Origin of the sequence: Chromohalobacter canadensis (genome assembly GCF_034479555.1) — a bacterium.
Lineage (GTDB): Bacteria > Pseudomonadota > Gammaproteobacteria > Pseudomonadales > Halomonadaceae > Chromohalobacter > Chromohalobacter canadensis.
Window position 1 is genome coordinate 1,951,824 of sequence record NZ_CP140151.1, and the last position, 20,938, is coordinate 1,972,761.

32 protein-coding genes are annotated in these 20,938 nt (G+C 58.3%); 31 read left to right on the forward strand and 1 reads right to left on the reverse strand.

The features are described from left to right. Positions 1-87 precede the first annotated feature (87 nt). The 31 genes from rpsG (at position 88) to rplQ (ending at position 17,783) form a co-directional block, all read left to right on the forward strand. Positions 88-558, forward strand: coding sequence for a 30S ribosomal protein S7 (rpsG, locus tag SR908_RS09300; RefSeq protein ID WP_075369418.1), 471 nt, complete (start codon positions 88-90; stop codon positions 556-558). A gap of 18 nt (positions 559-576) precedes the next feature. Next, complete coding sequence (gene fusA, locus SR908_RS09305; RefSeq protein WP_097024034.1) at positions 577-2,697, forward strand: elongation factor G; 2,121 nt, start codon at positions 577-579, stop codon at positions 2,695-2,697. A 29-nt stretch (positions 2,698-2,726) separates the two neighbouring features. Beyond that, entirely contained in the window at positions 2,727-3,920 is a 1,194-nt protein-coding gene (gene tuf, locus SR908_RS09310; RefSeq protein WP_097024033.1) for an elongation factor Tu, read from the forward strand. Between the two features lie 152 nt (positions 3,921-4,072). Further along, positions 4,073-4,384 (forward strand): 30S ribosomal protein S10, encoded by a 312-nt coding sequence (gene rpsJ, locus SR908_RS09315; protein ID WP_011505728.1) that lies wholly within the window; start codon positions 4,073-4,075, stop codon positions 4,382-4,384. 130 nt (positions 4,385-4,514) lie between these two features. Then, complete coding sequence (rplC, locus tag SR908_RS09320; protein ID WP_097024032.1) at positions 4,515-5,153, forward strand: 50S ribosomal protein L3; 639 nt, start codon at positions 4,515-4,517, stop codon at positions 5,151-5,153. A 14-nt stretch (positions 5,154-5,167) separates the two neighbouring features. After that, positions 5,168-5,776 carry a 50S ribosomal protein L4 gene (rplD, locus tag SR908_RS09325; RefSeq protein WP_040239419.1) on the forward strand — a complete coding sequence of 203 codons (609 nt, stop codon included), beginning with the start codon at positions 5,168-5,170 and terminating at the stop codon, positions 5,774-5,776. Continuing rightward, positions 5,773-6,069, forward strand: a complete 297-nt coding sequence (gene rplW, locus SR908_RS09330) for a 50S ribosomal protein L23 (protein ID WP_097024031.1) — start codon at positions 5,773-5,775, stop codon at positions 6,067-6,069. Before rplD ends, rplW begins: the two co-directional genes overlap by 4 nt. A gap of 16 nt (positions 6,070-6,085) precedes the next feature. After that, entirely contained in the window at positions 6,086-6,916 is an 831-nt protein-coding gene (gene rplB / locus SR908_RS09335) for a 50S ribosomal protein L2 (protein WP_075369414.1), read from the forward strand. A 33-nt stretch (positions 6,917-6,949) separates the two neighbouring features. Next, the gene (gene rpsS / locus SR908_RS09340; RefSeq protein WP_011505733.1) at positions 6,950-7,225 is read left to right on the forward strand and encodes a 30S ribosomal protein S19; all 276 of its coding nucleotides are present in this window, start codon (positions 6,950-6,952) and stop codon (positions 7,223-7,225) included. Between the two features lie 18 nt (positions 7,226-7,243). Then, on the forward strand, positions 7,244-7,576 hold the full coding sequence (gene rplV, locus SR908_RS09345) for a 50S ribosomal protein L22 (protein WP_040239413.1): 333 nt from the start codon (positions 7,244-7,246) through the stop codon (positions 7,574-7,576). Positions 7,577-7,587: 11 nt separating this feature from the next. Beyond that, positions 7,588-8,286, forward strand: a complete 699-nt coding sequence (gene rpsC / locus SR908_RS09350) for a 30S ribosomal protein S3 (RefSeq protein WP_097024030.1) — start codon at positions 7,588-7,590, stop codon at positions 8,284-8,286. Between the two features lie 14 nt (positions 8,287-8,300). Continuing rightward, a complete protein-coding gene (gene rplP / locus SR908_RS09355; protein ID WP_011505736.1) occupies positions 8,301-8,714 on the forward strand; it encodes a 50S ribosomal protein L16 in 414 nt (137 codons plus the stop codon). Further along, a complete protein-coding gene (gene rpmC / locus SR908_RS09360; RefSeq protein ID WP_011505737.1) occupies positions 8,714-8,905 on the forward strand; it encodes a 50S ribosomal protein L29 in 192 nt (63 codons plus the stop codon). Before rplP ends, rpmC begins: the two co-directional genes overlap by 1 nt. Before the next feature lies 1 nt (position 8,906). Next, complete coding sequence (gene rpsQ / locus SR908_RS09365) at positions 8,907-9,167, forward strand: 30S ribosomal protein S17 (protein ID WP_075369413.1); 261 nt, start codon at positions 8,907-8,909, stop codon at positions 9,165-9,167. A 51-nt stretch (positions 9,168-9,218) separates the two neighbouring features. After that, entirely contained in the window at positions 9,219-9,590 is a 372-nt protein-coding gene (gene rplN, locus SR908_RS09370; RefSeq protein ID WP_040239405.1) for a 50S ribosomal protein L14, read from the forward strand. A 14-nt stretch (positions 9,591-9,604) separates the two neighbouring features. Next, positions 9,605-9,919, forward strand: a complete 315-nt coding sequence (gene rplX, locus SR908_RS09375) for a 50S ribosomal protein L24 (RefSeq protein ID WP_040239402.1) — start codon at positions 9,605-9,607, stop codon at positions 9,917-9,919. An 18-nt stretch (positions 9,920-9,937) separates the two neighbouring features. Continuing rightward, the gene (gene rplE / locus SR908_RS09380) at positions 9,938-10,477 is read left to right on the forward strand and encodes a 50S ribosomal protein L5 (RefSeq protein ID WP_040239400.1); all 540 of its coding nucleotides are present in this window, start codon (positions 9,938-9,940) and stop codon (positions 10,475-10,477) included. Between the two features lie 10 nt (positions 10,478-10,487). Next, on the forward strand, positions 10,488-10,793 hold the full coding sequence (gene rpsN / locus SR908_RS09385) for a 30S ribosomal protein S14 (protein WP_246924429.1): 306 nt from the start codon (positions 10,488-10,490) through the stop codon (positions 10,791-10,793). 28 nt (positions 10,794-10,821) lie between these two features. Continuing rightward, positions 10,822-11,214 carry a 30S ribosomal protein S8 gene (gene rpsH, locus SR908_RS09390; protein ID WP_040239394.1) on the forward strand — a complete coding sequence of 131 codons (393 nt, stop codon included), beginning with the start codon at positions 10,822-10,824 and terminating at the stop codon, positions 11,212-11,214. A 9-nt stretch (positions 11,215-11,223) separates the two neighbouring features. Further along, positions 11,224-11,754 carry a 50S ribosomal protein L6 gene (gene rplF, locus SR908_RS09395; RefSeq protein WP_097024028.1) on the forward strand — a complete coding sequence of 177 codons (531 nt, stop codon included), beginning with the start codon at positions 11,224-11,226 and terminating at the stop codon, positions 11,752-11,754. A 9-nt stretch (positions 11,755-11,763) separates the two neighbouring features. Then, positions 11,764-12,114 carry a 50S ribosomal protein L18 gene (gene rplR / locus SR908_RS09400; RefSeq protein ID WP_040239390.1) on the forward strand — a complete coding sequence of 117 codons (351 nt, stop codon included), beginning with the start codon at positions 11,764-11,766 and terminating at the stop codon, positions 12,112-12,114. A gap of 11 nt (positions 12,115-12,125) precedes the next feature. Next, positions 12,126-12,626: a 30S ribosomal protein S5 gene (gene rpsE, locus SR908_RS09405; protein ID WP_040239388.1), complete on the forward strand. Its 501-nt coding sequence runs from the start codon at positions 12,126-12,128 to the stop codon at positions 12,624-12,626. 6 nt (positions 12,627-12,632) lie between these two features. Continuing rightward, complete coding sequence (gene rpmD / locus SR908_RS09410) at positions 12,633-12,818, forward strand: 50S ribosomal protein L30 (protein ID WP_040239387.1); 186 nt, start codon at positions 12,633-12,635, stop codon at positions 12,816-12,818. 3 nt (positions 12,819-12,821) lie between these two features. Beyond that, entirely contained in the window at positions 12,822-13,256 is a 435-nt protein-coding gene (rplO, locus tag SR908_RS09415; RefSeq protein ID WP_075369411.1) for a 50S ribosomal protein L15, read from the forward strand. Continuing rightward, positions 13,256-14,587, forward strand: a complete 1,332-nt coding sequence (gene secY / locus SR908_RS09420) for a preprotein translocase subunit SecY (RefSeq protein ID WP_040239383.1) — start codon at positions 13,256-13,258, stop codon at positions 14,585-14,587. Before rplO ends, secY begins: the two co-directional genes overlap by 1 nt. A 31-nt stretch (positions 14,588-14,618) precedes the next feature. Continuing rightward, a complete protein-coding gene (gene rpmJ, locus SR908_RS09425) occupies positions 14,619-14,732 on the forward strand; it encodes a 50S ribosomal protein L36 (protein ID WP_075369409.1) in 114 nt (37 codons plus the stop codon). A 122-nt stretch (positions 14,733-14,854) separates the two neighbouring features. Beyond that, complete coding sequence (gene rpsM, locus SR908_RS09430; RefSeq protein WP_097024026.1) at positions 14,855-15,211, forward strand: 30S ribosomal protein S13; 357 nt, start codon at positions 14,855-14,857, stop codon at positions 15,209-15,211. A gap of 39 nt (positions 15,212-15,250) precedes the next feature. Then, a complete protein-coding gene (gene rpsK, locus SR908_RS09435; protein WP_011505752.1) occupies positions 15,251-15,637 on the forward strand; it encodes a 30S ribosomal protein S11 in 387 nt (128 codons plus the stop codon). A 12-nt stretch (positions 15,638-15,649) separates the two neighbouring features. Beyond that, complete coding sequence (gene rpsD, locus SR908_RS09440; protein WP_040239375.1) at positions 15,650-16,270, forward strand: 30S ribosomal protein S4; 621 nt, start codon at positions 15,650-15,652, stop codon at positions 16,268-16,270. Between the two features lie 91 nt (positions 16,271-16,361). Next, complete coding sequence (locus SR908_RS09445) at positions 16,362-17,360, forward strand: DNA-directed RNA polymerase subunit alpha (RefSeq protein ID WP_040239374.1); 999 nt, start codon at positions 16,362-16,364, stop codon at positions 17,358-17,360. A 39-nt stretch (positions 17,361-17,399) separates the two neighbouring features. Then, complete coding sequence (rplQ, locus tag SR908_RS09450) at positions 17,400-17,783, forward strand: 50S ribosomal protein L17 (RefSeq protein WP_075369407.1); 384 nt, start codon at positions 17,400-17,402, stop codon at positions 17,781-17,783. Between the two features lie 87 nt (positions 17,784-17,870). Here the strand turns inward: rplQ and uvrA are convergent, their stop codons facing one another. After that, positions 17,871-20,741, reverse strand: a complete 2,871-nt coding sequence (gene uvrA / locus SR908_RS09455) for an excinuclease ABC subunit UvrA (RefSeq protein ID WP_246924438.1) — start codon at positions 20,739-20,741, stop codon at positions 17,871-17,873. Positions 20,742-20,938 lie beyond the last annotated feature (197 nt).

Genomic DNA, 20,938 nt, shown 5'->3' on the forward strand with positions numbered 1-20,938 from the left:
CTGTTGTCGGTCAGATAAGAGTAAGGTCGAGCGCGCGATGCGTCGTCTCGAGTTTACCTGAAGGACCCTTCGAAACGAGGGCTTATCATGCCTAGAAGAAGAGTTGTCGCCAAACGCGAAATCCTCCCGGATCCGAAATTCGGAAGTGAGCGTCTGGCCAAGTTCATGAACCACCTGATGATCAGCGGCAAGAAATCTGTAGCTGAGCGTATCGTTTACGGTGCGCTGGACAGGGTTGCCGAACGTAGCAAGGATGAGCCGCTGGAAATCTTCGACAAGGCGCTGGAAACGATCCAGCCGATGGTTGAGGTCAAGTCTCGCCGCGTTGGCGGTGCGACCTATCAGGTGCCCGTGGAAGTTCGTCCTTCTCGCCGTCAGGCCCTGGCCATGCGTTGGCTGGTGGATGCGGCGCGCAGTCGTGGTGAGAAGACCATGGTGCAGCGCCTCGCTGGCGAAATGCTGGACGCCGCCGAAGGCAAGGGTGCTGCTGTGAAGAAGCGTGAAGACGTGCATCGCATGGCAGATGCCAACAAGGCCTTCTCTCACTACCGCTTCTAACCAACGGGGTATTCCATCGTGGCACGCAAGACTCCGCTTAATCGCTACCGTAATATCGGTATCGTGGCTCACGTCGACGCCGGGAAGACTACCACTACCGAGCGTGTCCTGTTCTATACCGGCCTGTCCCACAAGGTCGGTGAGGTTCATGATGGTGCTGCCACCATGGACTGGATGGAGCAGGAACAGGAGCGTGGTATCACTATCACCTCCGCTGCGACTACCTGTTTCTGGCAGGGGATGAGCAAGCAGTTCGATGAGCATCGCATCAATATCATCGATACACCGGGACACGTTGACTTCACGATCGAAGTCGAGCGTTCCTTGCGTGTCCTCGATGGTGCCGTCGTTGTGCTTTGTGGCTCCTCAGGTGTACAGCCTCAAACCGAAACGGTTTGGCGCCAGGCCAACAAGTATGAAGTTCCGCGCATGGTGTTCGTCAACAAGATGGACCGTGCCGGCGCCGATTACTTCATGGTACTCGACCAGCTCAAGCAGAAGCTGGGGGCCAATACCGTTCCGATCCAGCTCAACTGGGGCGCGGAAGATAACTTCAAAGGGGTTATCGACCTGATCCAGATGAAGGGTATTCTCTGGGACGAAGCCAATCACGGCATGAACTATGAGCTGGTCGACATCCCTGATGAGCTCAAGGAAACCGCCGATGAGTATCGCGAGGCGATGGTAGAAGCCGCCGCCGAGGCGTCCGAAGAGTTGATGGACAAATACCTCGAAGAGGGTTCCCTCTCCGAGGCTGACATCAAGGCTGGCTTGCGTCGCCGTACCCTGGATAACGAAATCGTTCTGGTGACGTGCGGTAGCGCGTTCAAGAACAAGGGTGTTCAGGCGGTTCTCGATGGCGTGATTGAATACATGCCGTCGCCGACCGAAGTCAAGGCTATTGAAGGTGAGCTTGACGATAAGGATGGCACCATCGCCACGCGTGAAGCTGACGATAAAGCTCCTTTCGCCGCGCTGGCTTTCAAGATCGCCACTGACCCGTTCGTCGGGACGCTGACCTTCATCCGTGTTTATTCGGGTGTGCTCAAGTCCGGTGATAGCATCTTCAACTCCGTGAAGAGCAAGAAGGAGCGCGTGGGCCGTATCGTCCAGATGCACTCCAATTCGCGCGAGGAGATCAAGGAAGTCTACGCGGGCGATATCGCCGCGTGCATCGGGCTCAAGGATGTCACCACCGGTGACACTCTCTGTGATCTGCAGGACAAGATCATTCTTGAGCGTATGGAATTTCCGGATCCGGTGATCTCGGTCGCCGTGGAGCCGAAATCCAAGCCCGACCAGGAGAAGATGGGGACCGCGCTGGGCAAGTTGGCTCAGGAAGATCCTTCTTTCCGCGTCAAGACCGACGAGGAAACCGGTCAGACGATCATTTCTGGCATGGGCGAGCTTCACCTCGACATCATCGTCGATCGTCTGCGTCGCGAATTCAAAGTCGACGCCAATATCGGTAAGCCGCAGGTCGCCTACCGCGAAACGATTCGCGCCAGTGTCGAGCAGGAAGGCAAGTTCGTTCGTCAGTCGGGCGGTCGTGGTCAGTACGGTCACGTGCTGCTGCGCATCGAGCCGCTGACGGCCGAAGACAAAGGCGAAGACGAAGACATGAACTTCAAGTTCGCCTCCGAAATCGTCGGTGGTGTGGTTCCCAAGGAATACGTACCGGCCGTCGAGAAAGGGGCCTATGAGCAGCTACAGAACGGGGTCATCGCGGGTTACCCGATGATTGACGTCAAGGTCACGCTGTTCGATGGTTCCTACCATGACGTGGACTCGAACGAGACTGCGTTCAAGGTTGCCTCTTCCATGGCGATCAAGGAAGGCGCGCCGAAGGCCAAGGCCGTGCTGCTGGAGCCGGTGATGAAGGTTGAGGTCGTGACTCCCGAAGAGTTCATGGGGGATGTTATGGGCGACATTAACCGCCGCCGTGGCCTCGTTCAGGGCATGGATGACTCGCCGTCAGGCAAGATTATCCGCGCCACGGTGCCGCTGGCTGAGATGTTCGGTTACGCGACCGATTTGCGTTCTCAGACCCAGGGCCGCGCAAGCTACACTATGGAGTTTGCGGATTACGAAGAGGCGCCCTCCAGCGTCGTTGAAGCCGTCATCAACCAGAATGGTTAACCGTTAGCTAACGTAAAGAGGTTATAGCAGTGGCTAAGGAAAAATTTGAACGTACCAAATCGCATATCAACGTTGGCACCATCGGTCACGTCGACCATGGCAAGACCACGCTGACTGCGGCACTGACTCGCGTTTCCGCGGAGGTTTTCGGCGGCGACTGGCGCGAATTCGATACGATCGACAACGCGCCGGAAGAGCGTGAGCGCGGTATCACCATCGCGACTGCTCACGTCGAATACCAGTCCGAAGAGCGCCACTACGCTCACGTCGACTGCCCCGGGCACGCCGACTACGTCAAGAATATGATCACTGGTGCCGCTCAGATGGACGGCGCTATCTTGGTCTGTTCTGCCGCGGACGGCCCCATGCCGCAGACGCGCGAGCACATCCTGCTGTCTCGCCAGGTTGGCGTTCCGAACATCGTCGTGTTCCTGAACAAAGCCGACATGGTCGATGACGAAGAGCTCCTCGAGCTGGTCGAGATGGAAGTTCGTGAGCTCCTCAACGAGTACGACTTCCCGGGTGACGACTGCCCGATCATCACCGGCTCCGCTCTGATGGCGCTGGAAGGCAAGGATGATAACGGCATGGGTACGACTGCCGTTGCCAACCTGATCAAGGCCCTGGATGCCTACATCCCGGAGCCGGAGCGTGCCATCGATCAGCCGTTCCTGATGCCGATCGAAGACGTGTTCTCCATCTCCGGTCGCGGCACTGTTGTGACTGGTCGTGTCGAGCGCGGCGTCGTCAAGTCTGGCGAAGAAGTCGAGATCGTGGGTCTCAAGGACACCGCCAAGACCACCGTCACGGGTGTCGAGATGTTCCGTAAGCTGCTCGACGAAGGTCGTGCTGGCGAGAACATCGGCGCACTGCTGCGTGGCACCAAGCGTGACGATGTCGAGCGTGGCCAGGTGCTGGCCAAGCCGGGCACCATCACGCCGCACACTATCTTCGAAGCCGAAGTCTATGTGCTGTCCAAAGAAGAAGGCGGTCGTCATACGCCGTTCTTCAAGGGCTATCGTCCGCAGTTCTACTTCCGGACCACTGACGTGACCGGTACCTGTGAGCTGCCGGAAGGCGTTGAAATGGTCATGCCGGGCGACAACGTCCAGATGACTGTGACGCTGATCGGGCCGATCGCCATGGAAGACGGCCTGCGCTTCGCGGTTCGCGAGGGTGGGCGTACCGTGGGTGCCGGTGTTGTCGCCAAGATCGTCAAGTAAGGGTTTCGCCCTTCGATGATCGAAGGGGGCTCCTTTGGGAGCCCCCTTTCTGTGCATGTTTGACAGTCACTGTCAGGCTGCCTATAATGCGCATCCTTTGAATGCGTGGGTAGACGGCTCGCGCCGTCGACATCCATTGGAGTTTAAGGCTAATGCAGAACCAAAAGATTCGCATTCGGTTGAAGGCCTTTGACCATCGCCTGATTGACCAGTCCGCGCAAGAAATCGTGGATACCGCGAAGCGTACGGGTGCTCAGGTCCGTGGTCCGATCCCACTACCGACTAATCGCGAGCGCTATACCGTATTGATCTCGCCGCACGTCAACAAAGACGCGCGCGATCAGTACGAGATTCGCACTCACAAGCGTGTGCTCGACATTGTCGAACCCACGGAAAAAACCGTAGACGCGCTGATGAAGCTCGACCTCGCCGCTGGCGTGGATGTGCAAATCAAGCTCGACTGACCACACTAGTCACTAGCGGCTTTTCTACAAGGTCGCCACGCCGGGACGGCGTCACACAATGTGCTAGTGGAATGCTCTGGAAAGGGCAGCCATAGCGGGTGATAGCCCCGTACACTAAAGGAGACTGAACATGACTATCGGTTTGGTCGGTAAGAAGAGCGGCATGACCCGCATCTTTACCGAAAATGGCGCCTCCGTGCCCGTAACCGTTATCGAGGTCGAGCCGAATCGCGTGACTCGCGTCAAGACCGTCGAAACCGACGGCTATAGCGCGATTCAGGTGACTTCGGGTTCCCGCAAGGCCAAGCATCTGACCAAGGCTGCCGCAGGGCAGTACGCCAAGTCAGGTGTAGAGGCCGGTCGTGCATTGATGGAGTTCCGCCTGGCAGAAGGCGAAGACGCTCCTGAAGTGGGCGGCAACATCACCGTATCCCTCTTTGAAGCTGGTCAGAAAGTTGATGTGACTGGCACCTCTAAAGGCAAGGGCTTCCAGGGCGCCGTCAAGCGCTGGAATTTCCGCACCCAAGACAATGGTCACGGTAACTCGCTCGCGCACCGCGCACCGGGCTCCATCGGTATGTGCCAGACGCCGGGTCGCGTCTTCAAGGGCAAGAAGATGGCCGGTCAGTTGGGCAATGAGCGCGTCACAGTCCAGAGCCTGGAAATCGTGCGCGTCGATGCCGAGCGTAATTTGCTGCTGGTCAAAGGCGCCGTACCGGGTGCGACCGACTGCGAAATCATCGTACGCAGTGCCGTTAAAGCTCGCTGAGGGGTATGAGACCGATGAATTTGAATCTCGCAGGTGCCGAAGCCGGCACCGTCGAAGTGTCCGACGCTACCTTCGGTAAAGAGTTTAACGAGTCGCTGGTCCACCAGGTCGTGACTGCGTACTTCGCAGCCGGTCGCCAGGGGACTCGCGCACAGAAGACTCGTGCCGAAGTGCGTGGCGGCGGCAAGAAGCCGTGGCGTCAAAAAGGAACCGGCCGTGCTCGTGCCGGTACTATTCGCTCGCCGTTGTGGCGTAGTGGTGGTGTGACCTTTGCAGCACGCCCGCAGGACTACACCCAGAAAGTCAACCGCAAGATGTACCGCGCGGCCATGCGCTCGATTCTTTCCGAGCTGGTGCGTCAGGAGCGTCTGGTTGTCGTTGACAGCATTGCGGTGGATGCCCCCAAGACCAAGCAGCTGATTGCCAAGCTGAAGGACCTGGATCTCGAGAAAGCGCTGATCGTCACTGAAGATATCGACGAAAAGCTGTTTCTCGCCGCGCGTAACATTCCCTACGTCGATGTGGTGGATGTCGCGGCTGCCGATCCGGTGAGCCTGGTTGCCTTTGACAAGGTGCTGGTCACCGTTTCCGCTCTGCGTAAATTCGAGGAGAAGCTGGGATGAACCAAGAACGCGTATTCAAGGTTCTGCTCGGGCCTCACATGACCGAGAAGGCCGCATTCGCCGCCGAAAACAACCAGTACGTGTTCAAGGTGGCCCAGGACGCGACCAAGCCCGAGATCAAGAAAGCCGTCGAAGTGCTCTTCGAGAAGAAGGTCGCTGGCGTGCAGGTCTTGAACGTAAAGGGTAAGACCAAGCGCACGCAGCACGGTGTTGGTCTGCGCAAGGGGTATCGCAAGGCATACGTCACACTGGCGGCCGGCGAGACTCTCGAAGACTTCTCTGGCGCCGAGTAAGGCAGGAGTACGGATCATGGCAGTTGTTAAGACCAAACCCACGTCCGCCGGTCGTCGTCACGTCATCAAAGTCGTCAACGACGAGCTCTATAAGGGTCGCCCTTATGCCGGCCTTTTGGAGAAGAAATCCAAGAGCGGCGGTCGTAACAATAACGGTCGTATCACTACCCGTCATGTCGGGGGTGGTCACCGTCAGCACTATCGTGTGATCGATTTCAAACGTGCCAAGGATGGCGTTGCCGCCGTCGTTGAGCGCCTCGAATACGATCCCAATCGTAGCGCCAACATTGCGCTGCTCAAGTACCTGGATGGCGAGCGTCGCTACATCATCGCTCCGCGCGGTGTGAAAGCGGGCGACCGTTTGGAGTCCGGCGTCAATGCAGCTATCAAGCGTGGTAACGCGCTTCCGCTGCGTAACATCCCGGTAGGGTCTACCGTGCACTGCATCGAGATGAAGCCCGGCAAGGGTGCTCAGATCGCACGGAGTGCCGGTGCCAGTGCCCAATTGGTAGCACGTGAAGGCAACTACGCTACTGTGCGTCTACGTTCCGGCGAGATGCGCAAGATTCTGGCGGAATGCCGTGCGACCTTGGGCGAAGTGGGCAATTCCGAGCACAGCCTCCGTCAACTTGGCAAGGCCGGTGCGAAGCGCTGGAGAGGTGTGCGCCCGACGGTTCGCGGTGTCGCGATGAACCCGGTGGACCATCCGCATGGTGGTGGTGAAGGCCGCTCCAGTGGTGGTCGTCACCCGGTCAGCCCGTGGGGTATTCCCACCAAGGGCCACAAGACCCGCAAGAACAAGCGCACCGACAAGCTGATCGTCCGTCGCCGCAAGGCACGGAAATAAGATCCAACGCCAAGACATTAAGAGGTAACGGCTGTGCCACGTTCACTGAAGAAAGGTCCCTTTATTGACCTTCATCTGTTGAAGAAGGTTGAGACTGCAGTGGAAAAGAGCGATCGCAAACCGATCAAGACTTGGTCGCGTCGTTCCATGATCCTGCCCAATATGGTCGGGCTCACCATTGCAGTCCATAACGGTCGCCAACACGTCCCGGTGCATGTCTCCGAGGAAATGGTTGGCCACAAGCTGGGCGAATTCGCTGCCACCCGCACCTATCGCGGCCATGCGGCGGACAAGAAAGCCAAACGGTAAGCCAGAGAGGTTAGAGAGATGGAAGTCACAGCAAAGCTGCGTGGCGCTCGTTTATCCGCCCAGAAGGCCCGTTTGGTGGCTGACCTGGTGCGCGGTAAGCCGGTCGCCGAAGCACTGGATACATTGACGTACTCGCCGAAGAAAGCGGCGAAGATTGTCAAGAAAGTGCTTCAGTCCGCCATCGCGAATGCGGAAGAAAACAATGGCATGGACATCGACGAGCTGCGTGTCTCGACCATCTGCGTCGATGAGGGCATGACGCTTAAGCGCATCCAGCCTCGCGCCAAGGGCCGTGCGGATCGCATTTTGAAGCGCACTTGCCACATCACCGTCAAGGTAGCCGAGAAGTAGGAGTCGACCAGATGGGTCAGAAAGTAAATCCGACAGGTATTCGGCTAGGCATCGTTAAGGATCACCGCTCCGTCTGGTACGCCGAGCGTGGTGCTTATGCCGATAAGCTGAATAATGACCTCGAAGTGCGCCGTTTCCTGGAGCAGCGTTTGAAAAACGCCTCTGTGAGCGACATCACCATCGAGCGTCCAGCAAATAACGCACGCATCACCATTCACACTGCCCGTCCGGGTATCGTGATTGGCAAGAAGGGCGAGGATGTTGATCGCCTGCGTCGCGACGTCTCCGAGATGATGGGCGTGCCAGTTCACGTCAACATTGAAGAGGTGCGCAAGCCTGAGCTTGATGCACAGCTCGTCGCGCAGAACGTCTGCGGCCAGCTCGAACGTCGCGTGATGTTCCGTCGTGCCATGAAACGCGCCGTACAGAACGCCATGCGCCTGGGCGCTGGCGGCATCAAGATCCAGCTGTCAGGGCGTCTTGGTGGTGCGGAAATCGCGCGTACCGAATGGTACCGCGAAGGTCGCGTGCCGCTGCACACGCTGCGCGCCGACATCGATTACGCCACTTACGAAGCGCACACCACTTACGGCGTTATCGGCGTCAAAGTGTGGGTCTTCAAGGGTGAGATCCTCGGCGGCATCGAGGAAGTGCGTGCCAAGCAGAAACAAGCTCAGGCACCGGGGCCCAAGAAGAAAGGTTCCAAGTAAGGGGAGAGTGATCGATGTTACAACCCAAGCGTACGAAATTTCGCAAGGTGCAAAAAGGCCGTAACCGCGGTCTCGCGCATCGCGGAAGCAAGGTGAGCTTCGGCGAGTATGGCCTGAAAGCCACCGGTCGTGGACGTATCACCGCTCGCCAGATCGAAGCCGGCCGCCGTGCCATTACACGTCACGTCAAGCGTGGCGGTAAGATCTGGATCCGCGTCTTCCCGGATAAGCCGATTACCGAGAAGCCGCTGGAAGTCCGTATGGGTAAGGGTAAGGGTTCCGTAGAATATTGGGTCGCCCAAATCCAGCCCGGGAAGGTGCTCTACGAGATCGAAGGCGTTTCCGAGGAGCTGGCGCGCGAGGCTTTTGACCTGGCCGCCCAGAAGTTCCCGGTCTCCACCACCTTTGTGAAACGGACGGTGATGTGATGAAAGCCCAGGAAATTCGTGAAAAATCAGTCGAAGCGCTTCAGCAGCAGCTGCTCGAGCTCCTCCGGGAGCAGTTCAACCTGCGCATGCAGAAGGCCACCGGCCAGCTGAGCCAGACCCATCTGCTCAAGCAGGTGCGTCGCGATATCGCTCGCGTTAAGACTGTGCTCAATGAGAAGGCAGGTGACTGAGATGGCTGAAGAAAATAATGCCCGCACACTGAATGGCAAGGTCGTGAGCGACAAGATGGACAAGTCCATCGTCGTTCAGGTCGAGCGCCGTGTCCGGCATCCGATTTACGACAAGTACGTGAAGCGCTCCACCAAACTGCACGCCCATGACGAGGCGAATCAGGCGAAGGTCGGGGATACGGTCTCTATCGAAGAGTGCCGTCCGATCTCCAAGTTGAAAGCCTGGACGCTGGTCGAGGTGGTCGAGCAGGCCAAGGGCTGAGCAGGCCAGAGCCTTTCACCAGTGCAGTCAGTTTAGGTTTGGAGAAAACCGATGATTCAGACGCAGACAATGCTGGATGTCGCCGACAACAGCGGCGCGCGCCGGGTGCAATGCATCAAGGTGCTGGGCGGTTCGCACCGTCGTTACGCCCGTGTTGGTGACGTCATCAAAGTGACGGTCAAGGAAGCGATTCCGCGAGGCAAGGTCAAAAAAGGCCAGGTCCTCAAGGCCGTCGTTGTACGTACCAAGAGTGGTGTCCGTCGTACAGACGGTTCACTGATCCGCTTCGATGGAAATGCGGCCGTTCTGTTGCAAAACGCCAACGAGCAGCCGATCGGTACCCGTATCTTCGGGCCGGTTACGCGTGAGCTTCGCAATGAGAAGTTCATGAAGATCATTTCCCTAGCGCCTGAAGTGCTGTGAGGAGCGAGGCGGATATGCGAAAGATTAAACGTGACGACGAAGTAATCGTCATTGCCGGCAAGGACAAGGGCAAGCGCGGCACGATCAAACGGGTCCTGGATGGGTCCTATGTCGTGTCCGGTGTGAACATGATTAAACGTCACACCAAGCCTAACCCCATGCAAGGCAAGCAGGGGGGTATCGTCGAGCGTGAGGCCCCGATTCACGGATCCAACGTGGCCATCTTCAATCAGGAGACCGGTAAGGCGGATCGCGTCGGCTTCCAGATTCAGGAAGACGGTACCAAGGTACGTATCTACAAGTCGACGCAAAAGCAGATCGACGCCTAACGCGAGTCGGGTAGCAAAATGGCGAACTTGAAAGAACGTTATCAGAACGAGGTGGCAGCTCAGCTCCAAGAGCAGTTCAGCTACGCCAACGTGATGCAGATACCGCGGATCACCAAGGTGACCCTTAATATGGGCATCGGCGATGCGACCAGTGATAAAAAGCTGATCGACAACGCCGTCGGCGACCTGGAGAAACTCTCCGGTCAGAAGCCGGTAGTGACCAAGGCGCGCAAGTCAATCGCAGGCTTCAAGGTCCGCGAGGGCTGGCCGATCGGCATCAAGGTGACTTTACGTCGCGAACGGATGTGGGATTTCCTCGATCGTCTCGTGAACGTCGCGATTCCGCGCGTTCGTGACTTTCGCGGTCTGAACCCCAAGTCCTTCGATGGTCGTGGCAACTACTCAATGGGTGTGCGTGAACAGATCATCTTTCCCGAGCTCGAATATGATAAGATTGATCGTATTCGCGGGTTGGATGTCACAATCACCACTACTGCCAACACCGATGAAGAAGGCCGTGCGCTGCTGAGCGCGCTGAACTTCCCGTTCAAGAAATAAGGGTGGGATCATGGCAAAGAAAAGCATGATTGAGCGTGAGCTCAAGCGCGCGAAGCTGGTAGACAAGTACGCGGCCAAGCGTGCCGAGCTCAAGGCCGTCATCTATGACGTCAACGCTTCTGATGAAGAGCGCTTCGACGCCCAGCTGAAACTTCAGGAGTTGCCGCGTGACTCCAGTCCGGTACGCAAGCGTAATCGCTGCCGCGTGACCGGTCGTCCGCACGGCTTCTACAACAAGTTCGGCTTGGGCCGCAACAAACTGCGTGAAGCCGCCATGCGTGGCGACGTCCCTGGGCTCAAGAAGTCCAGCTGGTAAGCTACGCGAGAATCAGGAGCGCAACGTAATGAGCATGCAAGATACTCTGGCGGATATGTTTACCCGTATCCGCAATGCGCAGATGGCCACCAAGGAGACGGTTTCCATGCCGTCTTCCAACCTCAAGGTCGAGGTGGCTCGCGTATTGAAGCAAGAGGGCTATATCCACGACTTCACTGTCACGGAAGGCGCCAAGCCCCAGCTGACCGTCACTCTCAAGTACTTCGAGGGTAAGCCGGTCATCGAGCACATCCAGCGCTTTTCCAAGCCGTCCCTGCGCTCTTACAAGGGCAAGGACACGCTGCCGAAAGTCGCGGATGGTCTGGGTATCGCGATCGTCACCACTTCTCAGGGCGTGATGACCGATCGTGCGGCGCGTCAGGCCGGTGTCGGTGGTGAAGTCATCTGCACCGTATTCTAGGAGTTTGGAATGTCCCGCGTAGCCAAATATCCGGTGAAACTACCGAGTGGCGTCGAGGTCAATCTCGAAGCCAACAAGCTGACCGTCAAGGGCGGTCAGGGCACGCTCTCCATGACCGTGCATTCCGATGTCACCGTGGGCCAGGAAGAAGGCCAACTGACATTTAATCCGAGCGAGTCCGCCAAAAGCTGGGCGATGGTCGGAACCACCCGTGCGCTGGTACAGAATATCGTTACTGGCGTTTCGGAAGGCTTTAGCAAGTCTCTCGAGATCAACGGCGTTGGTTACCGCGCGCAAGCAAGCGGCAACACACTCAACCTGACATTAGGCTTCTCGCACCCCGTCGAGTATACGCTGCCTGAAGGTGTGACGGCTGAAACGCCGAAGAACACCACGATCGTGCTGAAGAGCGCGGACAAGCAGAAGCTCGGCCAGGTCGCAGCGGAAATTCGTGCCTTCCGTCCGCCCGAACCCTACAAGGGCAAGGGGATTCGGTATGGCGACGAAGAAATCCGCCGCAAAGAAGCCAAGAAGAAGTAAGGCAGGGTTATGAACGCGAAGAAAGAATCTCGTCTCCGTCGTGCCCGCCGCGCTCGCGCCAAGATCCGCGAGCTTGGCGTGTCTCGCTTGTGCGTCAATCGCACGCCGCGCCACATCTACGCGCAGATCATTTCGCCGGATGGCGGCCAAGTACTGGCCAGCGCATCCACGCTCGATAAGAGCCTGCGTGAAGGATCTACGGGCAATGCGGACGCCGCCTCCAAGGTGGGCGCCCTGATTGCCGAACGCGCAAAGGAAGCGGGCATCACCGAGGTGGCCTTTGATCGTGCCGGGTTTAAATACCACGGTCGTATCAAGGCCCTGGCAGATGCCGCTCGTGAAGGCGGCCTGGAATTCTAAAGGGTTTTACGATGGCGAATAACGAACAGAAGGGCGGCGATCTGCAAGAGAAACTCGTGCAGGTAAACCGCGTCGCCAAGGTTGTGAAAGGTGGTCGTATTTTCGGCTTCACCGCACTGACCGTCGTTGGCGATGGCAACGGTCGCGTCGGCTTCGGCCGCGGCAAAGCACGTGAAGTGCCAGTCGCGATCCAGAAGGCGATGGATCAGGCTCGTCGCAACATGGTGAAGGTAAGTCTCAGTGGCTCGACGCTGCAGTACCCTACGAAGGCCCGTCACGGCGCCTCCAAGGTGTTCATGCAGCCGGCGTCTGAAGGTACCGGCATCATTGCTGGCGGTGCCATGCGCTCCGTACTCGAACTGGCAGGCGTCCATGACGTTCTCGCCAAGTGCTACGGTTCCACCAACCCGGTGAACGTGGTGCGCGCGACTATCAAAGGTCTCGCCGCCATGCAGTCTCCGGAGGATATTGCCGCTAAGCGTGGTATGTCCGTCGAAGAGCTCGCGGGGTAAGGCATCATGGCAGCAGCAACGATCAAGGTTACCCAGACTCGTAGTACCATCGGCATTCTGGAAAAGCACAAGGCCACTATTCGTGGCTTAGGGCTGCGCCGCATCGGTCACACGGTTGAGCTGGAAGATACCCCCGCCGTACGCGGTATGGTCAACAAGGTTAATTACCTTGTGCGTGTTGAGGGAGAGTAATCCATGAAACTCAATAGTCTGAGCCCAGCACTGGGCTCGAAGCACGCCGAGAAGCGCGTCGGGCGTGGCATCGGCTCCGGTCTGGGCAAGACCGGTGGCCGCGGCCACAAAGGCCAGAAGTCACGCTCCGGTGGGTCCGTGAAGCCCGGTTTCGAAGGCGGTCAGATGCCATTGCAGCGTCGTCTGCCGAAATACGGTTTCACGTCCATCAAGTCGCTGGCATCTGAAGAGGTGCGCGTGGCGGAGTTGGCCAAGATCGACGGTGATATTGTCGATCTGGATAGCCTTAAGAAAGCCAACGTACTCAAGGATAACACCAAGTACGCGAAGGTGATTCTCTCCGGTGAACTGAACAAAGCAGTCACAGTTCGTGGTCTCAAGGTCACCAAGGGTGCCCGTGGCGCGATCGAAGCTGCCGGTGGCAAGGTAGAGGACTAATGGCTAAGTCAGGAAACATGCCGGCCAGTGGAAGTGGTCTGAGTGAACTTTGGGCGCGTTTGCGTTTCGTGTTCATCGCCATAGTGGTGTACCGTATCGGTGCCCATATCCCGGTGCCTGGCATCAATCCTGACCAGCTTGCTGCCTTGTTCAGGGAAAATCAGGGTACCATCCTGGGCATGTTCAACATGTTTTCGGGTGGTGCGCTGTCGCGCATGAGTATTTTTGCGCTGGGGATCATGCCGTATATCTCCGCGTCGATCATCATGCAGCTCCTGACGGCGGTCTCGCCTCAGCTGGAACAGCTGAAGAAGGAAGGTGAGGCTGGCCGGCGCAAGATCAACCAGTACACGCGCTACGGTACGGTGCTGCTGGCATTGATCCAAGCGACCGGCATGGCAGTCGGTCTGGTCGGACAGGGCGTCGCCTATAGCGGCGATCTCAGCTTCTACTTCACAGCGATCGTGACGTTTGTCGCGGGTGCCGTGTTCCTGATGTGGTTGGGAGAGCAGATCACTGAAAAAGGTATTGGTAACGGCATTTCCCTTATCATCTTCGCGGGTATCGTGGCGGGTCTTCCGAGCGCTATCGGCCAGTCTTTCGAGCTGGCGCGAAACGATGGGGCCTGGAATATATTGCCGTTGCTGTCGTTGGCAGTCCTGGGGATCGCGACCGTTGCATTCGTGGTCTTCATCGAGCGTGGCCAGCGGCGGATCAAAGTGAATTATCCGCGTCGTCAGGTAGGCAACAAGATGTATGCCGGGCAGAGCAGCTATCTGCCGCTGAAGGTCAACATGGCCGGTGTCATTCCGCCGATCTTTGCCTCCAGTATCTTGCTGTTCCCGGCCTCGATTGGCCAGTGGATCGGTGACGGGCAGAACATGGCCTGGCTGCAGACGGTGTCGCAGGCGCTTGGACCAGGGCAGCCGCTGTACATCTTGCTTTTCGCGGCGGCGGTGCTATTCTTCTGCTTCTTTTACACGGCGTTGGTCTTCAATCCCAAGGATGTCGCCGACAACCTGAAGAAATCGGGAGCGTTTCTACCGGGGATTCGTCCGGGGGAGCAAACGTCCCGCTATGTCGATAAGGTCATGACACGTCTGACGCTTTTCGGCGCCTTGTACATCACCGCAGTTTCCCTGATGCCCCAGTTCCTCGTGGTGGCGTGGCAAGTGCCTTTTTACTTTGGCGGCACTTCCTTGCTCATCGTGGTCGTGGTGGTCATGGACTTCATGGCCCAGGTGCAGTCGCATCTGATGTCGAATCAATATGAATCGGTGATGAAGAAGTCCAACCTGAAAGGCTATGGCAGCGGCGGTATCCTGCGTTAAACGAGCCCCGCTAGGTTTTTTGGAGAGAACGATGAAAGTTCGAGCTTCCGTCAAGAAAATGTGCCGTAACTGCAAGATCATTCGGCGCAATGGCGCGATTCGTGTCATCTGTAGCGAACCGCGGCATAAGCAGCGCCAGGGTTGATCCTGCGCTGACTTAAAAGCGGGTGTAGGCATACCCCTTGTCTCCTAGGAGACAAAGGGGTATGCTATTGCGCCCTTATAGACGACTAAACGAGCAAGCCGCTCAACATTCGGAGTAAGCTGATGGCCCGTATTGCAGGCGTCAATATCCCGGACAATAAGCATGCGGCGATCTCGCTGACCTACATCTTCGGGATTGGCCGTACACGTGCGCAGGAAATCTGCGTCGCGACCGGCATCGCGCCGACGACGAAAGTTCAGGAGCTGTCCGCCGAACAGGTGGATGTCCTGCGTAACGAAGTCGGCAAGTATACCGTTGAAGGCGATCTTCGCCGTGATACGACGCTTAACATCAAGCGTCTCATGGACTTGGGTTGCTATCGTGGTCTGCGTCATCGTCGTGGTCTTCCGCTGCGTGGTCAGCGTACCAAGACCAATGCGCGTACCCGTAAGGGACCGCGTAAGCCGATTCGCAAATAAAACGCACGTTCTGGCGTTAAGACAGGAATAGACATCAACATGGCTAACCCGCGTAGTAACCGTAAAAAGGTGAAAAAGCAGGTAGTGGATGCGGTTGCCCACATCCATGCCTCTTTTAACAACACGATCGTGACGATCACAGACCGCCAGGGCAACGCCCTTTCTTGGGCGACTGCCGGTGGTTCGGGTTTTCGTGGTTCTCGTAAGAGCACCCCGTTCGCTGCTCAAGTGGCAAGCGAACGTGCAGCGACCGCTGCAGCCGAGTATGGTGTGAAAAACGTCGACGTGCTGGTCAAGGGACCCGGTCCCGGCCGTGAATCCGCCGTGCGTGCGCTCAATGCTGCGGGTTTCCGCGTGCAGAGCATTACCGACGCGACGCCCGTTCCCCATAACGGCTGCCGTCCGCCGAAGAAACGCCGCGTTTAAGGAGACAGATTCATGGCACGTTATATTGGACCGAAGTGCAAACTGTCTCGTCGTGAAGGCACCGACCTCTTTCTGAAGAGCGGTGTTACTCCCTTCGAGAAAAAGTGCAAATCCGAGCAGATCCCGGGTGTCCACGGCCAGCGCCGTCAGCGTCTTTCCGACTATGGCTTGCAGCTTCGTGAGAAGCAGAAAGTACGCCGTATGTATGGCGTACTCGAGAAGCAGTTCCGCAACTACTACAAGGAAGCGGCCCGCCTCAAGGGTGCGACCGGTGAGTTGTTGTTGCAGCTTCTCGAATCCCGACTGGACAATGTCGTCTACCGTATGGGCTTCGGCTCCACGCGCTCAGAAGCGCGTCAGTTGGTCAGCCACAAGGCAATCGCCGTGAATGGCCGTAGCGTCAACGTGGCTTCCTATCAGGTCAAGCCGGGTGACGTGGTGTCCGTTCGTGAAAAGTCCAAGAACCAGGCGCGTATTCAAAACGCTCTGGGGATCGCCGCGAACCGTGGCGATGTGACTTGGATCGACGTCGACTCCAAGAAGATGGAAGGCACTTTCAAGGCTGTCCCGGAACGCGGCGACCTGTCTGCCGACATCAACGAAAACCTGATCGTCGAGCTGTACTCGAAGTAATCATGCAGCCACTGCGTGATGCCGCCAGGCCCCATGCCAGGGCCTGGTTTCGAGTACCGAGTATCCGTTTGGCAGCCTGAAAGGTGTTCTTATGCAGCGTTCAGTGACAGAGTTTCTCCGTCCTCGCGACATCAAGGTCGAAGAGATCAACGCGAATCATGCGAAGATCGTGCTCGAGCCGTTCGAGCGTGGTTTCGGCCATACCCTGGGGAATGCTCTGCGTCGCATCCTGCTGTCTTCCATGCCCGGTTGCGCCATTGTGGAAGCGGAGATTGAAGGCGTTCTACACGAGTACAGCGCCATCGAGGGCGTCCAAGAAGACGTCATCGAAATTCTCCTGAACCTCAAGGACGTCGCCATCAAGATGCATGGCCGTGACGAAGTGGTTCTGACGCTGAGCAAGCAGGGCCCGAGTGTGGTGACCGCGGGCGATATCGCCGTCGATCATGATGTCGACGTCATCAACCCGGATCACGTTATCGCGCACCTCAACGACAGCGGCGAGCTGAAAATGGAGCTCAAGGTAGTTCGCGGTCGTGGCTATGAGCCAGCGGATACCCGTGCTTCCGAGGAAGACGAATCGCGTGCGATCGGTCGCCTCCAGCTGGATGCGACTTTCAGCCCGGTGCGTCGTGTGTCTTACTCCGTTGAAGCCGCGCGTGTCGAGCAGCGTACTGACCTCGATAAGCTGATTATCGACTTGGAAACTGACGGCACCTTGGATCCGGAAGAGGCGATTCGCCGCAGCGCGACCATCCTGCAAGAGCAGCTGGGCGCGTTCGTCGACCTCGAAGCCGACAAGGAACAGGAAGTCGAAGAGGAAGAGGATCAAATCGATCCGATTCTACTGCGCCCCGTAGACGATCTCGAGTTGACCGTTCGCAGCGCCAACTGCTTGAAAGCCGAGAATATCTATTATATCGGTGATCTGATTCAGCGTACCGAAGTGGAGCTGTTGAAGACCCCGAACCTCGGCAAGAAGTCCTTGAACGAAATCAAGGATGTTCTGGCAGCGCGCGGTCTTTCCCTTGGCATGCGGCTGGAAAACTGGCCGCCGGCGAGCCTGAAGGACGATAAGGCCTCTGCGTGAGCGCCGACTCGAGTCCCAGTTTGGTAAGGAATTTCAACCATGCGTCATCGTAAGAGTGGTCGTCACCTCAATCGTACGAGCTCGCATCGTCATGCCATGTTCAAGAACATGTGCGTGTCGCTAGTCGAGCACGAAGTCATCAAGACTACCCTGCCCAAGGCCAAGGAGCTGCGTCGTCACGTCGAGCCGCTGATTACTTTGGCCAAGCAGGACAGCGTCGCCAACCGCCGTCTGGCCTTCAACCGCACCCGTTCCAAGGAAGCGGTCGGCAAGCTCTTCAATGAGCTGGGCCCACGTTATGTCGAGCGCCCGGGCGGCTATGTGCGTATTCTCAAGTGCGGTTTCCGTACTGGTGATAATGCGCCGATGGCTTATGTCGAGCTGGTCGACCGTCCGGTCGTAGAGGAAGCCGCCGAAGAGTAATCTTCGCCAGGCTTCGCCATCTCGGCACAATAAAGCCGGCCCCTCGGGGCCGGCTTTTTTATGCGTCGTTGCTAGCCGCCATCCGGGTCAGGTCTCGGCAGTACTCTTTTCGCGGGTTGCCTTGCCGGTTGTGCGCTTGGCCAGGATCGGCTCAAGGAAGCGTCCGGTGTGCGAGACGTCCATCTTGGCGACTTGTTCCGGCGTACCCTCGGCGATGATGCGTCCCCCGCCGGAACCACCCTCGGGGCCAAGATCGATGAGCCAGTCGGCGGTCTTGATCACGTCGAGGTTGTGCTCGATGACCACGATGGTGTTGCCGTGATCGCGCAAGCGATGCAGCACCCCCAATAATTGCCGGATATCCTCGAAATGCAGGCCGGTGGTGGGTTCGTCGAGAATGTAGAGCGTCTTGCCGGTATCGCGTTTGGCCAACTCGCGGGCGAGCTTGACGCGCTGCGCCTCGCCGCCGGAGAGGGTGGTCGCGCTTTGCCCCAGGCGCACGTATGACAGGCCGACGTCCATCAATGTCTGCAAACGCCGGGCAAGGGCGGGGACCGGCGAGAAGAACTCCAATGCCTCCTCGATGGTCATTTCCAGCACCTCATGGATATTCTTGCCCTTGTACTGAATCTCCAGGGTTTCGCGGTTATAGCGTTTACCCTTGCAGACATCGCAAGGTACGTAGATGTCGGGCAGGAAGTGCATCTCGACCTTGATCAGCCCCTCGCCCTGGCAGGCTTCGCAGCGTCCGCCCTTGACGTTGAAACTGAATCGCCCAGGTTTGTAGCCACGCGAGCGTGCCTCCTGGGTGCCCGCAAAGAGCTCTCGAATCGGGGTGAAAATGCCGGTATAGGTGGCCGGATTGGACCGCGGTGTTCGCCCGATTGGGCTCTGATCGATGTCGATGACCTTGTCGAGCAGATCCAGCCCTTCGATGTGCTTGTAGGGGGCAGGCGTGAGACTCGTGGCGCGATTGAGCTCGCGCGTGGCGACGGGCATCAGCGTCGAATTGATCAGTGTCGACTTACCCGAGCCGGACACCCCCGTCACGCACACGAAAAGGCCCAAGGGTAACTCGAGCGTGACGTCCTGCAGGTTGTTGCCGTTAGCGCCGGTGAGGCGCAGCATCTTCTCTGGATTGCCGGGGATACGGTACGGCGGCATCTCGATACGCCGCCGGTCCGACAGGTACTGGCCGGTCAGCGAGGCTTCACATTGGGTTATCTGCTCGGGGGTACCCTGGGCGACGATACGACCGCCGTGCACACCGGCACCGGGGCCGATGTCGAGCACATGATCCGCCGCGCGGATCGCTTCCTCGTCGTGCTCGACGACGATGACCGTATTACCGAGGTCGCGAAGATGCTCGAGCGTCTGAAGCAGCCGGTCGTTGTCGCGCTGATGCAGGCCGATCGAGGGTTCATCGAGAATGTACATGACGCCGACCAGGCCCGCGCCGATCTGGCTGGCCAGGCGAATGCGCTGTGCCTCACCGCCGGAAAGGGTGTCGGCGCTGCGTTCCAGTGTCAGGTAGTCGAGCCCCACGTTGACCAGGAATTCTAGGCGCGAGTGGATCTCGTGGAGAATCTTGGCGGCGATTTCGCCCTTGCGGCCAGGCATTTCTAGCGCCACGAAGTAATGCCAGGCCTCGCCGATGGGCAGTTGCGAGACCTCGGGGAGTGGGCGCCCGTCAATGTATACATGGCGGGCTTCCTTGCGCAGCCGGGTCCCTTGGCAGGAGGGGCAGGACCGCACCGCGAGGTGCTTGGCCAGGTCTTCGCGTACCATGCTCGATTCGGTTTCACGGTAACGCCGCTCCATGTTGGGAAGGACGCCCTCGAAGGCATGTTCGCGTGTGACCTTGCGGCCTCGATCGTTGACATAGCTGAAGGCGATCTGATCCTGCCCGCTACCATGCAACACCACGTCGCGCTCGTGCCGGGCAAGGTCCTGCCAGGGCGTTTCCAGCGCGAAACGATAGTGCTCGGCGACCGACTGAAGCTGGTTGAAGTAATACACGCTACGCCGATCCCAGCCCTTGATGGCGCCTTCGGCCAGCGACAACTCGGGATGGCTGATCAGTTTATCGGGATCGAAATACTGCCGTACACCGAGGCCGTCGCAGGTCGGGCAAGCGCCGGCGGGGTTGTTGAAGGAGAACAGTCGCGGCTCGAGCTCGGCGATCGAGTAGCCGCACACCGGACAAGCGAAGCGTGCCGAAAAGACGATGTCGTCGCGCTCGCCATCCATATCGTGAAGGATGGCAATGCCGTCGGACAGGCCGAGCGCGGTTTCGAACGATTCGGCCAGGCGCAGGGCCAGCCCATCGCGAACCTTGATACGATCCACCACCACGCTGATGTCGTGTTTCTTGTTCTTGTCGAGCGGACCAAGCTCGTCGAGTTCCACGGCCTGACCGTCGACCATGGCGCGGACGTAGCCCTGGGAGCGCAGCTCGGCCAGTAGTTGCTGGTGCTCGCCCTTGCGGCCACTAATGACCGGCGCCAGCAGCATCAGCTTGCTGCCTTCGGGCAATGCCAAGGCTTGGTCGACCATTTGCGAGACGGTTTGTGCTTCGAGATCGATATCGTGATCGGGGCAGCGTGGCGTTCCCGCGCGGGCATAGAGCAGGCGCAGGTAATCGTGGATCTCGGTGATCGTGCCGACCGTCGAGCGCGGGTTGTGGGACGTCGATTTCTGCTCGATGGAAATCGCTGGCGAGAGCCCTTCGATGTGGTCGACATCGGGCTTTTCCATCATCGACAGGAATTGGCGGGCATAGGTGGAGAGAGACTCCACATAGCGACGCTGCCCCTCGGCGTAGAGGGTGTCGAAGGCCAACGATGACTTGCCGGAACCGGACAAACCGGTAATGACGATCAGCTTGTTACGCGGTAGTTCGACGTCGATGTTCTGCAAATTGTGGGTGCGTGCACCCCTGACCAGAATTCTGTCCATGCCCACCTCGTGCCGTTTGCGCCGTGGCGGTGGCGCGGTCAAAGGATCGATTATAGAGGGTGCAGTGGAGTCCGAGCAAAGCGCGTCCTTTCCTTGGCAGGCAGGCAGTCGGTAAAATGCGCTTGGTCGGCGTCTGCGCGCGTGCGAGACGCCGAGGTGTTGGTTCGTCACGGCCCCTGCGGCAAGGCCTCGTGGGC